The 12,024-nt window shown below is 69.5% G+C and carries 13 protein-coding genes and 1 pseudogene; 10 read left to right on the forward strand and 4 right to left on the reverse strand.

The features are described from left to right. The first annotated feature begins 125 nt into the window (after nucleotides 1-125). The 4 genes from E3O47_RS08955 to E3O47_RS08965 all read left to right on the forward strand — a co-directional run bounded on the left by E3O47_RS08955 (nucleotide 126) and on the right by E3O47_RS08965 (nucleotide 3,577). On the forward strand, nucleotides 126-1,040 hold the full coding sequence (locus E3O47_RS08955; RefSeq protein WP_104099920.1) for a LysR family transcriptional regulator: 915 nt from the start codon (nucleotides 126-128) through the stop codon (nucleotides 1,038-1,040). A 72-nt stretch (nucleotides 1,041-1,112) separates the two neighbouring features. Beyond that, complete coding sequence (locus E3O47_RS15980; protein WP_166785361.1) at nucleotides 1,113-1,271, forward strand: hypothetical protein; 159 nt, start codon at nucleotides 1,113-1,115, stop codon at nucleotides 1,269-1,271. A 71-nt stretch (nucleotides 1,272-1,342) separates the two neighbouring features. Continuing rightward, the gene (locus E3O47_RS08960) at nucleotides 1,343-2,965 is read left to right on the forward strand and encodes an NAD(P)/FAD-dependent oxidoreductase (RefSeq protein ID WP_134400984.1); all 1,623 of its coding nucleotides are present in this window, start codon (nucleotides 1,343-1,345) and stop codon (nucleotides 2,963-2,965) included. 99 nt (nucleotides 2,966-3,064) lie between these two features. Next, nucleotides 3,065-3,577 carry a hypothetical protein gene (locus E3O47_RS08965; RefSeq protein ID WP_104099922.1) on the forward strand — a complete coding sequence of 171 codons (513 nt, stop codon included), beginning with the start codon at nucleotides 3,065-3,067 and terminating at the stop codon, nucleotides 3,575-3,577. 274 nt (nucleotides 3,578-3,851) lie between these two features. On the opposite strand, the gene E3O47_RS08970 is transcribed toward E3O47_RS08965, so the two are convergent. Next, nucleotides 3,852-4,415 (reverse strand): thioesterase family protein, encoded by a 564-nt coding sequence (locus tag E3O47_RS08970; protein WP_134420261.1) that lies wholly within the window; start codon nucleotides 4,413-4,415, stop codon nucleotides 3,852-3,854. A 202-nt stretch (nucleotides 4,416-4,617) separates the two neighbouring features. Between E3O47_RS08970 and E3O47_RS08975 the strand changes: the two genes are divergently transcribed. Next, entirely contained in the window at nucleotides 4,618-5,256 is a 639-nt protein-coding gene (locus tag E3O47_RS08975; RefSeq protein ID WP_104099924.1) for a LysE family translocator, read from the forward strand. Nucleotides 5,257-5,433: 177 nt separating this feature from the next. Here the strand turns inward: E3O47_RS08975 and E3O47_RS08980 are convergent, their stop codons facing one another. From E3O47_RS08980 to E3O47_RS08985, 3 genes and pseudogenes are all read right to left on the reverse strand, one after another. After that, nucleotides 5,434-5,820, reverse strand: a complete 387-nt coding sequence (locus E3O47_RS08980) for a hypothetical protein (RefSeq protein WP_241986148.1) — start codon at nucleotides 5,818-5,820, stop codon at nucleotides 5,434-5,436. Between the two features lie 82 nt (nucleotides 5,821-5,902). Continuing rightward, nucleotides 5,903-5,980, reverse strand: a pseudogene (locus tag E3O47_RS16870) (hypothetical protein); the annotation flags it as partial. Between the two features lie 77 nt (nucleotides 5,981-6,057). Beyond that, nucleotides 6,058-6,603 (reverse strand): YbhB/YbcL family Raf kinase inhibitor-like protein, encoded by a 546-nt coding sequence (locus tag E3O47_RS08985; protein WP_134420263.1) that lies wholly within the window; start codon nucleotides 6,601-6,603, stop codon nucleotides 6,058-6,060. Nucleotides 6,604-6,722: 119 nt separating this feature from the next. Here E3O47_RS08985 and E3O47_RS08990 point away from each other — a divergent pair, with 119 nt between their 5' ends. The 5 genes from E3O47_RS08990 to E3O47_RS09010 all read left to right on the forward strand — a co-directional run bounded on the left by E3O47_RS08990 (nucleotide 6,723) and on the right by E3O47_RS09010 (nucleotide 11,838). Beyond that, nucleotides 6,723-7,649, forward strand: coding sequence for a rhodanese-related sulfurtransferase (locus tag E3O47_RS08990; RefSeq protein WP_134420265.1), 927 nt, complete (start codon nucleotides 6,723-6,725; stop codon nucleotides 7,647-7,649). Nucleotides 7,650-7,728: 79 nt separating this feature from the next. Continuing rightward, the gene (locus E3O47_RS08995) at nucleotides 7,729-8,943 is read left to right on the forward strand and encodes a cysteine desulfurase-like protein (protein ID WP_134420267.1); all 1,215 of its coding nucleotides are present in this window, start codon (nucleotides 7,729-7,731) and stop codon (nucleotides 8,941-8,943) included. A gap of 84 nt (nucleotides 8,944-9,027) precedes the next feature. Further along, on the forward strand, nucleotides 9,028-9,948 hold the full coding sequence (locus E3O47_RS09000; RefSeq protein ID WP_104099929.1) for an ABC transporter ATP-binding protein: 921 nt from the start codon (nucleotides 9,028-9,030) through the stop codon (nucleotides 9,946-9,948). Continuing rightward, nucleotides 9,945-10,787, forward strand: coding sequence for an ABC transporter permease (locus E3O47_RS09005; protein WP_134420269.1), 843 nt, complete (start codon nucleotides 9,945-9,947; stop codon nucleotides 10,785-10,787). Before E3O47_RS09000 ends, E3O47_RS09005 begins: the two co-directional genes overlap by 4 nt. Nucleotides 10,788-10,821: 34 nt before the next feature. Further along, nucleotides 10,822-11,838 carry an MDR family oxidoreductase gene (locus tag E3O47_RS09010; RefSeq protein ID WP_134342528.1) on the forward strand — a complete coding sequence of 339 codons (1,017 nt, stop codon included), beginning with the start codon at nucleotides 10,822-10,824 and terminating at the stop codon, nucleotides 11,836-11,838. Nucleotides 11,839-12,024: the final 186 nt, after the last annotated feature.

Below are 12,024 nucleotides of genomic sequence, written 5' to 3' on the forward strand. Positions count from 1 at the left end.
CTTTCGTTCACGGCGGACGGCTGCTCTCAGTGTGAGGTTTCCGTTCCTTTAGCAAAAGCGAATCTTTATGATCGATATTGATTAGCATTTATGATCAGTATTGAGACGATCGAGGAGGGTGACGGATGCTGGATGTGCGCCGACTGCGTCTGCTGCACGAGCTCAAGATCCGCGGCACCCTGGCGGGAGTCGCTGAGGCCCTCGCTTACAGCCCGTCCGCCGTGTCGCAGCAGCTTGCGCTACTGGAGAAAGAGGCCGGGGTTTCCCTGTTGCAGAAGGTCGGGCGCCGGGTGCGGCTCACCCCGCAGGCCGAGGTTCTGGTGCTGCACACGACCTACCTGCTCGAACGGCTGGAACTGGCCGAGGCGGAGATGACCGCGTCGCTGACGACCGTGTCCGGCACGGTGCGCGTGGCCCTGTTCCAGTCCGCGGCGCACGCCCTCATCCCTCAGGCCCTCACGTTGCTCGCCGAGGAGTTCCCCGAGCTGCGGGTCGAGGTCACCGAGCGCGAGCCGGAGCGCGGCCTGTTCGAGGTGTCTGCGCGCGATTTCGACCTCGTGCTCGCCGAACAGTATCCCGGGCACACCCGGGTGCACTGGCCTGACCTGGACCGTGTGAACCTGGCGACGGATGCGCTCCGGCTGGCCGTTCCGCCCTCGCGCGGCGGCCGCGCGGCGGCAGCGTCGCTCGCCGACGCCGCCGATCTGCCCTGGGTGATGGAGCCGGAGGGAACCGCCTCACGGCACTGGGCGACCCAGCTCTGCCGGTCGGCGGGATTCGAGCCCGACGTGAGGTTCGAGACGGCCGACCTGATCGCGCACATCCGCCTGATCGAATCCGGCAATGCCGTCGGCATCCTGCCGGACCTGATCTGGGCCGGGAAGATGCCGACCGTCCGCGGTGTCGAGCTGCCCGGCGGGCCGCTACGCACCGTCTTCTCCTCGGCCCGGCGCTCGAGTGCCAGCCGACCGGGCGTGCTCGCCGTGCGCGACGCCCTGGCCCGCGCCGTGGAACTGGTAGCCGCCCCGGTGACAGGCTGACCTTCCCCGGCTTTGATCGTTGAACGGGCGCGTCCGGCGGCTCGCGTCGACACCCGTGAACGGAGCCCCACCATGACGAAGCCAACCGCTGTGCTCGCCTTCGCCGCCGTCGCCCTCGCGCTGGGCCTGACCGGATGCTCCACCGGCACCGACGGCTGCAACCGGCTCGTCGGCACCTGGTCGATGAGTGGCGACGCCGACGAGCTCGGCGCGCTCGAACGTGCCGACTGACCCGGCCGGGCGGGCAAGCTGCGCGGGCCCGACGCCCCGGGCTGGTCTCGGTTCCTGAGTAGTCTCGGTGCATGAGCGAACCCACACACGATGTCGTGATCATCGGCGGCGGACACAACGGCCTGACGGCCGCCACCTATCTGGCCCTGGCCGGCAAAAGCGTTCTCCTACTCGAGCAAGGCGAACACGTCGGAGGCGCGGCCATCTCCGCCCCGGCCTTCCCCGGCGTCGACGCGCGGCTCTCGCGCTACTCCTACCTGGTCAGCCTGCTCCCGCAGCGAATCATCGACGAGCTCGGTCTCGAGATCGGGCTGGCCCGGCGCCGGTACTCCTCGTACACCCCCGATCCGGCCGACACCCGAACCGGACTCCTGGTCGACCGCGGCGACGAGCCGGCCACCCGCGCCAGCTTCGACCGGGTCGGCGCGGCCGCCGATTTTTCCGCCTGGAATGCCTTCTACCGTGACACGGAGAGCGTTGCCCGGGCGCTCTTCCCCACCGTCTGCGAGCCGCTGCCCACGCGCTCGGAGGCCAGGACCCTGCTCGGAGACGACATGCTTTGGGAGCAGTTCTTCGAGCGGCCGCTCGGCGGCGCGCTCCGTGATCGCTTCCAGAACGACCTCGTGCGCGGGGTGGTCGCCACCGACGGCCTGATCGGCACCTTCACGTCGCTGGACAGCGCGGAGCTCGACGCGAACCGCTGCTTCCTGTACCACGTCATCGGCAACGGGACCGGGGACTGGGACGTGCCGGTCGGCGGCATGGGCGCCGTCTCCGGCGAGCTGGAGAAGGCCGCCCGGCAGGCCGGCGCCCGGATCGTGACGGAGGCCGAGGTCACCGGCGTCACGCCGGAGGGCGAGGTGAGCTACCGGCACGGCGGCGCCCTGCGGGTCGTTCAGGGCCGGCACGTGCTCGCCAACGTCGCCCCGTGGGTGCTGCGGGGTCTCCTCGGCGAGGCCGCGCCGGCATCCGTGCGCCCCGACGTCGAGCCGGGTGCCGGCCCGAGTGCCGGGCCGAGCGCGGGGCCCGACGCCAAACCGGAGGGCGCGCAGGTCAAGGTGAACCTGCTGCTCCGCCGACTGCCGCTGCTGCGCGACGAGGACGTGTCCCCCGAGGCCGCGTTCGGCGGCACCTTCCACATCAACGAGACCCTGACGCAGCTGGAGAGCGCCTACGACCAGGCCGACCACGACGGCTTCCCCGAGCTGCTGCCCTGCGAGATCTACTGCCACTCGCTCAGCGACCCGAGCATCCTCTCCCCCGAGCTCGTCGCCGCCGGCGCGCAGACCCTCACGGTGTTCGCGCTGCACGCCCCGCACCGCTGGCTCACCGAGGAGAACAACGACGTCAGCCGCGACCGGCTGCAAGCCGCCGTTCTGGCGTCGCTGAATTCCGTTCTGGCCGAACCCATCGAGGACCTCTTGCTGAGCGATGCCGCCGGCCGGCCCTGCATCGAGACGAAGACCACGCTCGACCTGGAGCACGCCCTCAACCTCCCCGGCGGCAACATCTTCCACGGTCCTCTGGAATGGCCGTTCCTCGAGGACGACGCGCCGCGATCCACCGCGGCCGAGCGTTGGGGGGTGGCGACGGAGCATCCGCGGATTCTGATCTGTGGGGCGGGCGCCAGACGCGGCGGCGGCGTCAGCGGCATCGGCGGTCACAATGCGGCGATGGCGGTGCTCGAGGGGTAGGCGCCGGGTCCCGGCCGGAGGGCGTGGCTGTTGATCCCCGCCCGGAGAAGGGCATAGTTTTGTACTGAGGCCCGTGCCTCACTCACCGTGGAGGTTCGCATGTCATTCAAGCCAACCGGACGCCTTGCCTATCGCGAAGACGGTCTGTACCTCATGCTCGACCGGCTCTTCAGCGCGTCGAAGGACGACGTGTGGGCGAGCGTGAGCCGGTCCGCCGGTCTCCACGGCTGGATCGGAACCTACACGGGCGCTCCCGAGACCGGCGCCGTGCGATTCAAGTTGGACGAAGCGGATGCCGAGTGGGAGTACGTGAGCATTATCAAGTGCATCCCGCCGAAGCGGTTCACCGCCGACATCGGCGAGGGTGCCGCCGCCCGGCACGTGATTCTGCACCTCGTCGAGGGGGCGGGGATGACCACCCTCACCTTCGGCCAGCGCCTGCACTCCGCCGCGGAGGCCGCCACCGTCGGCCCGTTCTGGGACTACTACTTCGACCGTCTCGTTGCGGCGCGCACCGGCCAGCCGATACCCGCCCGGACCCACTACAAGCCCCACGTCGAGTATTACAGTGAGCTCATCCCGCCCAAGAAGGCCACCGAACCCACCGTCTAGTCCTGATCGATTGGTTGTGTCGCTCGCGGAGGATCAGAGCTGATCGCCCCGCGTGGACGCTGGTCGCCCGCGTGGACGCTGGTCAGCACAGGCGCCACGCCAGACCCGGCGTCGAACCAATTCGACGGAGATTCTCGGGTAAAACTGCATTTCCGTACTGTTTCGGGTTGATTCGGGCAGAATCTCCGTCGAATTCGTTCGGGCTACGGGCGGGGGGTGCCGCAGGACCCCCGGGCTCGGCTGACACGGCAGACACGGCGCGTGGCGCTCCCACTCAGGCCCAGTGGCTGGGCGCGGCGGCGCGGGTGGCGGGCATCGCGACATCCGCGCTCCACTCGAGCAGCCAGGCCGGCACCGTCACGTCCTCGGGCACCGCGCCCACGGCGTCGACGAGCTCGTCGATGCCCACGACCCCTCCGCTGCGCTTCAGGAACCGTCCGCGGATGAAGCCCTGCGCGTAGATCTCCGGGGTTCCGTCGGCGTCCGGCCGCACGAACCGCTGCTCCACGTAGACGGCCTTCTCGTCGAAGCCCAGGATGCGCGACTCCACCGTGAACTTCTGGCCGAGGGTCAGCGACTTGCGGAAACTAATCGTCTCCGACACCACCACCGGGTACCAGCCGCGCTTCAGGAAGATCGCCCAGATGCCGGTACGGTGCAGCATGTCGAAGCGGGCGATGTCCATGATCGACAGGTATACGCCGTTGTTCATATGCCGAAGGATGTCCTGGTCGGTCGGCAAAGTGATGAACCGGGTGCTGGCCACGTCGTAGTGGCCCAGGCGCGGGCCGAAGCGGGAGAGGACGGAGTGCAGGAGGGTGCGCCAGAGCATGTGCATCTTGAGAGGCTAGCCACCGGCGGTGCCGGGGCGCATTCTGCTGCCGCGAGCCACAAGCATCCGGGCCCGCACGACCGGAACCTGCACGATTACCACAGTGCCTCCGGTTGAGCGTGCCCGTTCCGCGGGCCACTCTCGACCGGACCAGGCACACTCGCGACAGCGGATGCCCCGGACTCCCGGCCGGGTTAACCTTTCGTATATGGTCCCATTGCCCAACCTGCTGACGTTCGCGCTGGCATCCGTCGCCCTGATCGTGCTGCCCGGACCCACCGTGCTGTTCGTGATCGGGCGGTCCCTGGCGCTCGGACGCCTCGGCGGCCTGCTGAGCGTGCTCGGCAACGCCCTCGGGCTGATCCCGGTGGTCGCGGCCGTCGCGCTGGGCCTCGGCGCAATCGTGACCGGGTCGATCGTGGTGTTCACGACGATCAAGTTCGCCGGCGCCGCGTACATCGTCTACCTCGGCGTGCAGGCCATCCGGCACCGGCACGCGGCCGCCCGGAGCATCGGTCTGAGCAGCGTGCCGAAGACGAAGTGGCGCCTGCTGGCCGAGGGATCGGTCGTGGGGATCAGCAACCCCAAGTCGATCGTGTTCTTCGTGGCCGTGCTGCCCCAGTTCGTGGACTACTCGGCCGGTGCCGTCCCGCTGCAGCTGCTGACCCTGGGCCTTGTGTTCGTGCTGCTTGCCCTGCTCGGCGACAGCGTGTGGGCCCTCGCGGCAGGCTCGGCCCGCGATTGGTTCGCCTCGTCCCCCCGCCGCATGGAGCACCTCTCCGCGGGCGGCGGCGTCATGATGATCGGCCTCGGCGGCGTGCTCGCCGCCACGGGCGCCCAAGCCTGACCTTGCCCCCGGTGGTCGACCGCGGTTCCGATATCGGCCCCGAAAGTCGGGCCTGTCCGACCCGGTGAGCCGATTTCCGAAGGTTTCTCTGCGGCCCGCATCCGTCGCGGCGCACCCGGTGGAAGCTGGCGGACCGTAGAACATGCGCCGGCTTCCACAGGGTGCGCCATGAACGTTCTAGGCGACGGTTGCGACGGTTGCGACGGCCGCGAGCGGCACCCCGGCGACGCGGCGCACGAAGGCACCCAGGCGGCGGTAGACCTCTTGCGATTCCGGATGTGCGGCGTCCTGCTGCCAGGTGTGGCGCGTGTTGGTCTGCTTCCGGTCGTAGATCAGCGCGTCGACCGCGATGGAGCGCCGGCGCAGCGCAGCGATGAAATTGAGGTTCGCCCGGTAGAAGTGGTCACGCTCCGAGGTGGTCACGAACTCCGGCGGGAACCCGCGCTCGAGCCACTCGATCGGGGACATGAACCGGGCCGCGGTACGCAGCACGACCCCGCGGCCGCGCTCCGGCAGCAGCATCCGCAGAAGATTCAGGCTCAGCACGAATCCGTGCTCGAACATCACCGAGATGTCGGCGATGTTCGAGCACGATCCGGTGGGGATCCCGGCCGAACTCCTCGATGTGGCGGGCCACCCAGCGCAACACCTCGTTGCCGTCGTCCAACATGTGCTTCAGCTGGAAGCGCGTCGCCATCCGGTAGTTCGCGTTGACGACGATCATGCCGTTGACCGCCTGGCTGGCCGCGTACTCCGTCAGCGGCGCCTTGTCGCCCGAGGACAACCTCGGAAGACCTCAGCTCAGGGGTTGTGGGCGGCTCCTCCGTGCACACCCGTGGCCTCGAGCACCGCGCGCGCCAGGGTGTGGAAGTGCAGGTTGAACCCCAGCACGGCCGGCGTGGAGTCCGGGTCGATGTCGAGCCGGGCCACGTCGACCGCGTGCACGATGAACTGGTACCGGTGCGTGCCGGTGCCGGCCGGAGGGCTCGCGCCGACGAAAGCCGACTGACGGCCTTCATTGGGCAGGGTCACGGCACCCCTTGGCAGCAGCCGGCCGCCCGGAGCGCCGGCGTCTGCGGGCAGGGCCACGCAGTCGGCCGGCAGGTTGACGACCGCCCAATGCCAGAATCCGGACCCGGTCGGAGCGTCCGGGTCGTACAGGGTCACCGCGAAACTCTTCGTGTCGGCCGGGAATCCCGACCACTCCAGGTGCGGGGACAGGTTCCGGCCGCCGGAGCCGGTGCCGTACTGCGCCGCGGTGAGGGGCACTCCTTCGGTCATGTCCGTGCTCGTCAGCGTGAATAGCGGTACAGCGCCGAACCGGGCGAGAGGATCGTTCTGGGCCATTGGGCCTCCAATTGGTTGCCAGAAGCTTAGCCAGCCGGCCACCCGGCCCGCGCCCCCCACCCAGGCACCCACCCGGATATCAGCCGATTACCAGCTGGCGAACTCGGTAAAATGGCGCGGTGGCTATTCCGAAGATCCTGCTCTATTACGTCTTCACCCCGCTGGCCGACCCCGAGGCCGTGCGTCTCTGGCAGCGAGACCTGTGCGAATCGCTGGGCCTGCGCGGGCGAATCCTGATCTCCACCGACGGCCTCAACGGCACCGTCGGCGGCGATCTTCCCGCGATCAAGCGCTATCTGCGCAAGACTCGGGACTACGCCCCGTTCAAGAATCTCGACGTCAAGTGGAGCGAGGGCACCGGGCTCGATGAGCAGGGTTTGAGCCTCGACTTCCCCCGGCTGGTCGTTAAGGTGCGGGATGAGATCGTGAGCTTCGGCGCACCCGGCGAGTTGCGCGTCGACGCCGGCGGCGTGGTCGGCGGCGGCGCCAAGCTCTCCCCGGCCGAGCTGCACGCCCTCGTCGGTGAGCGAGGCGACGAGGTCGTTTTCTTTGACGGCCGCAACGCGTTCGAGGCCGAGATCGGCCGCTTCCAGAACGCGATCGTGCCGGATGTCGCCAACACCCGCGAGTTCGTGGCTGAGCTGGAGAGCGGCACGTACGACCACCTCAAGGACAAGCCCGTCGTCACCTACTGCACCGGCGGCATCCGCTGCGAGGTGCTCAGTTCCCTGATGAAGGAGCGCGGCTTCGGCGAGGTCTACCAGCTTGACGGCGGCGTCGTGCGCTACGGCGAGGCCTTCGGCGACGACGGCCTCTGGAACGGTTCGCTCTACGTCTTCGACCAGCGGATGTCGCTGGACTTCAGCGACCATACCGCCGTGATCGGGCGCTGCTTGGTGTGCGGTGAACCGACGAAGAACCTGCTCAACTGCCGAGATGCCTCCTGCCGGGAACAGCTCGTCGTCTGCCCGGGCTGCGTCGCTGCCAAGGCCCCGGCGTGCGCGGCCCACGCCACCGCCCACGCTGACGCGCACACCCGGGCCTGACCGGCCGCGGTGCGCCCTCTCGCAGATGCCGACATGCTACTTCCCCGGGGCAGGAGGCGGGGCTGTGATTGGATGCACTGTGACCTTTGATGCGCAGACGATCCGACCCAGCTTTCCCGCCCTCGCCACCGGCACGGCCTTCTTCGACGGCCCGGGCGGCACCCAGACCCCCCTGGCGGTCGGTTCCGCGATCGCGTCGACCCTGACCGGTCCGCTCTCGATCCGGGGAACCGGAAGTACCTCCCAGCAGAACGCGGAGAACGCCGTCACCGGGTTCCGGAGCGCCATGGCGGATCTGCTCGGCGCCGAAGAACGCGGAATCGTCTACGGACGCAGCGCCACGCAACTGACCTACGACCTGGCGAACGCACTGTCCGCCGGATGGGGCCCGGGCGACGAGGTCGTGGTCACCCGGCTCGACCACGACGCGAACATCCGCCCTTGGATGCAGGCCGCCGACCGGGCCGGCGCCACGGTGCGTTGGGCGGACTTCGACCCGGCCACCGGTGAGCTGAGCGTCCCGGACATCGCCGCGGTCCTCAGCGAGCGCACCCGGCTGGTAGCCGTGACCGCCGCCTCCAACCTGATCGGCACCCGCCCGCCCGTGGCGGCGATCGCCCGGCTCGCACATTCTGTCGGCGCGCTCCTATACGTCGACGGCGTGCACTACACGCCGCACGCGTCGGTGGACGTCGCGGCGCTGGGGGCGGACTTCTTCGTCTGCTCGGCCTACAAGTTCTTCGGTCCGCACTGCGGGATTCTCGCTTCCGCGCCCGCGCTACTCGAAACGATATATCCCGACAAGCTGGTGCCCTCGAGCGACCAGGTGCCCGAGCGTTTCGAGCTGGGCACGCTCCCCTACGAGACGATGGCGGGGGTCACGGCCGCCGTCGAATTCCTCGCCGGCCTCGGCGACGCCGCGCCGGCCGGGGCCTCTCGGCGGGAGCGCCTGATCCGCTCGTCCCAGGCTCTCGAACACCACGAGGAGACCCTGCGCGGCAAACTGGAGGCCGGCCTGGCGGAGCTGCCGGGGGCACGACTGCACTCGAGGGCTGCCGTGCGCACACCCACCGTGCTGGTCACGTTCACCGGCCACGACACCGCGGATGCGTCCCGCCACCTGTGCAAGCAGGGTATCCTCGCCCCCGCCGGCTCGTTCTACGCCCTCGAAGCCTCCCGGCACCTCGGACTCGGCGACCGTGGCGGCCTGCGGATCGGCCTCGCCCCCTACAACACCGTCGATGAGGTGGCCCGGCTGCTCGCCGCACTGCGCGTCTTCCTCCGCGTCACCTGACCCGGTCGTCTCCGCCCCTAGGCTGGAACCAGATCCCAGAGATCGACTATCAGCGCGGGACTACCAGCAACGAAGGGGGAACGGATGCCGGTCGGCGCGGTCATCGAGTTCAGCAACATCACCAAGACGTTCGGCAACGTCACCGCGGTGGACAACCTGTCCTTCACCGTGGAGCCCGGCCGGGTCACCGGCTTTCTCGGCCCCAACGGCGCCGGAAAGACCACCACGCTGCGCATGCTGCTCGGGCTGGTCGCGCCCACGTCCGGCACGGCCACCATCGACGGCATCCGCTACCGTGACCTGCCGCGCCCGCTGCAGACCGTCGGGGCCGCCCTGGAGGCAGCCAGCTTCCATCCCGGCCGCAGTGCCCGGAACCACCTGGCGGTCTACGCCATCGCGGCGGGGCTGCCCTCCGCCCGCATCGACGCGGTGCTGCACACGGTCGGCCTCGGCGCACACGGCGCCCAGCGTGTCGGCGGCTTCTCGCTCGGCATGCGGCAGCGGCTCGGCCTGGCCTTCACCCTGCTCGGCGACCCCGGCGTGCTCGTGTTGGACGAGCCGATCAACGGGCTCGACCCGGAGGGGATCAAATGGATCCGCGGCTTCCTCCGCACCATGGCCGACGAGGGGCGCACGGTCCTGGTCAGCTCCCACCTGCTCTCCGAGGTGCAGCAGAGCGTCGACGACGTGATCATCATCGCCGACGGAGCCCTCGTGCACCGAGGCACCCTGTCGAGCCTCGAGACCGAGGCGGCGCCGCGCATCCTGGTCGACTCCCCCGACCGCACGGCTCTTGAGGCCGCCCTCAGCCAGGCCGGCATCGAGTTTTCCACCGGGCGCACCGGGTTGTTCGCCGCTGCGCCCGACCCCGCCCTGATCGGCCACATCGCGTTCTCGGCCGGCGTGGAACTCAGCGCTTTGCACCGGGAGAGGAAGGGGCTCGAGGAGGCATTCCTCGCCCTCGTGAACGGCCACGCAAACGGAAACGGAGGCGAGTCGCGATGACGTCCTTCAGCCGCGCCCTCGGTGCCGAGTTCGCCAAGCTCGGCACAACGCGCCTGTGGTGGGTCCTCGCCGCGGTCATGTTCGGTTATATCGCCCTGCTCGCCGGCGGCCTCTCGGCGCTGTTCGCGGGGATCGAGAGCGGCGCGATCAGCCCGGATGCCGCCGGTACCGGATCCCAGGGACTCGCCGGGTTCGGCAGCCTCCCACCCCTGATCTACAGCTTCGCGTCATCCGTCGGCTATGTCTTCCCGGTTCTGCTCGGGGCCCTCGCCACCACGGGCGAATTCCGGCACCAGACCCTCACCCCCACGTTCCTCGCCAATCCCCGGCGGGCCCAGGTGCTCGGGGCCAAGACGATCGCTCTCTTCGTGGTCGGCGCGGTCTTCGGGGGCGTCGCGCTGCTCGCATCCGTCGGCGTCGGCGCGCTCGTCATCAACGCGTTCGACGTCGACCCGCTGCTGGCCGATAGCGCTACCTGGGCGCTGATCGGCCGCACGGTGCTCGCCATGGCCATCTGGTCGACCATCGGTGTGGGCCTCGGCGTGCTCGTGCATAGCCAAGTGGCGTCGATCGTCATCGTGCTCGCCTTCACCCAGTTCGTCGAACCGCTGCTGCGCTTCGCATCCCTGTTCACCGACGTGACGCGAGGGATCGGCAACTACCTGCCGGGGGCCGCCTCCGATGCCCTGGTCGGCGCGAGCTTTTTCACCCTCGCCGCGCCGGGAGGCACCCCGGCGGCGCTGCTCGAGTGGTGGCAGGGCGGGCTCGTCCTCCTGGCCTACATGCTCGCCGCGACCGTGATCGGCTATGCGGTCAGCTGGAAGCGCGACGTCACCTGACCACCTGACCCGAACGCCCGCGTAGTCTCGACGCATGGGTATTGAGACTGAGTTCCGGGCCATCGTCGTCGACCGCATCGAAAATGCCGAGGGCCGGAAGACGCAGAGCGCGGCCATTCGCGTGGTTGACGACGGCTTCCTGATGGCCGGCGACGTCACCATCGCGGTCGAGTACTCAAGCATCAACTACAAGGACGGGCTCGCCCTGATGGGCCGCCCCGGGGTCGTGCGCGCCTGGCCCCTGGTCGCCGGGATCGACCTGGTCGGAACGGTCGAGCAGAGCGCCGACCCGCGCTGGTCGGCCGGAGACCAGGTCATCCTCAACGGGGCCGGTCTGAGCGAGACGCACCACGGCGGGTTGGCCGAACGGGCCCGCGTGTCGGGGGGCTCCCTGGTGCGGCTGCCGAACGGTATCAGCGCCGTGCGGGCCGCCGCGATCGGCACGGCCGGGTTCACCGCCATGCTGTCCGTGCTTGGCCTCGAACGGGGTGGGGTCACGCCGGAGTCCGGTGCCGTGCTCGTGACCGGCGCTGCCGGCGGGGTCGGCAGCGTCGCCGTGGCACTGCTCGCCGCCCGCGGCTTCCAGGTGCACGCGTCAACCGGCCGCATCGATGAGCTCGGGGACTACCTGCGCGGGCTCGGTGCCGTCGAACTCGTCGATCGCCGCACCCTCAGCGAGGCCGGCAAACCGCTGCAGGGCCAGCGCTGGGCCGGGGCCGTCGATTCGGTCGGCAGCGCCACCCTCGCCAACGTCCTCGCCCAGACGAACTACGGCGGAGTGGTCACCTCCTGCGGCCTGGCCCAGGGGGCCGACCTTCCGGCCACGGTCATGCCCTTCATCCTGCGCGCCGTCAGCCTGATCGGGATCAATTCGGTCGAGGCTCCGCTCGCCCAGCGCGAGGAGGCCTGGCAGCGCCTCGCCTCGGACCTCGACCTGGGCCTGCTCGACCACCTCACCCAGGTGATCCCGCTGGAGGCGAGCTTCGATGCCGCCGCGGGCATCCTCGCGGGCACCATGCACGGTCGAACCGTCGTCGACGTGCGCCGCTAGCACGCGACTCCGAGGCTGCGGCTGCGGCTGCCGCTGCCGCTGCCGCTGCGGCTTAACGTCGTCCCGAACGAATTCGACGGATACAGCAGGGGAGCCGAGATTTTGCTCAAAACAGGCCCTAAACATCCGTCTCAGTCCGGAATCGGTAGAATCTCCGTCGAATCGGTTCGACAGCGGACGTGCTCG

The organism is Cryobacterium sp. TMT2-17-1, assembly GCF_004402765.1.
Lineage (GTDB): Bacteria > Actinomycetota > Actinomycetes > Actinomycetales > Microbacteriaceae > Cryobacterium > Cryobacterium sandaracinum.

Bases quoted from the DNA above. Each gene is read 5' to 3' on its own strand.
- E3O47_RS08955 (WP_104099920.1), top strand. From the start codon at position 126: ATGCTGGATGTGCGCCGACTGCGTCTGCTGCACGAGCTCAAGATCCGC.
- E3O47_RS15980 (WP_166785361.1), top strand. From the start codon at position 1,113: ATGACGAAGCCAACCGCTGTGCTCGCCTTCGCCGCCGTCGCCCTCGCG.
- E3O47_RS08960 (WP_134400984.1), top strand. From the start codon at position 1,343: ATGAGCGAACCCACACACGATGTCGTGATCATCGGCGGCGGACACAAC.
- E3O47_RS08965 (WP_104099922.1), top strand. From the start codon at position 3,065: ATGTCATTCAAGCCAACCGGACGCCTTGCCTATCGCGAAGACGGTCTG.
- E3O47_RS08970 (WP_134420261.1), bottom strand. From the start codon at position 4,415: ATGCACATGCTCTGGCGCACCCTCCTGCACTCCGTCCTCTCCCGCTTC.
- E3O47_RS08975 (WP_104099924.1), top strand. From the start codon at position 4,618: ATGGTCCCATTGCCCAACCTGCTGACGTTCGCGCTGGCATCCGTCGCC.
- E3O47_RS08980 (WP_241986148.1), bottom strand. From the start codon at position 5,820: ATGTTCGAGCACGGATTCGTGCTGAGCCTGAATCTTCTGCGGATGCTG.
- E3O47_RS08985 (WP_134420263.1), bottom strand. From the start codon at position 6,603: ATGGCCCAGAACGATCCTCTCGCCCGGTTCGGCGCTGTACCGCTATTC.
- E3O47_RS09000 (WP_104099929.1), top strand. From the start codon at position 9,028: ATGCCGGTCGGCGCGGTCATCGAGTTCAGCAACATCACCAAGACGTTC.
- E3O47_RS09005 (WP_134420269.1), top strand. From the start codon at position 9,945: ATGACGTCCTTCAGCCGCGCCCTCGGTGCCGAGTTCGCCAAGCTCGGC.
- E3O47_RS09010 (WP_134342528.1), top strand. From the start codon at position 10,822: ATGGGTATTGAGACTGAGTTCCGGGCCATCGTCGTCGACCGCATCGAA.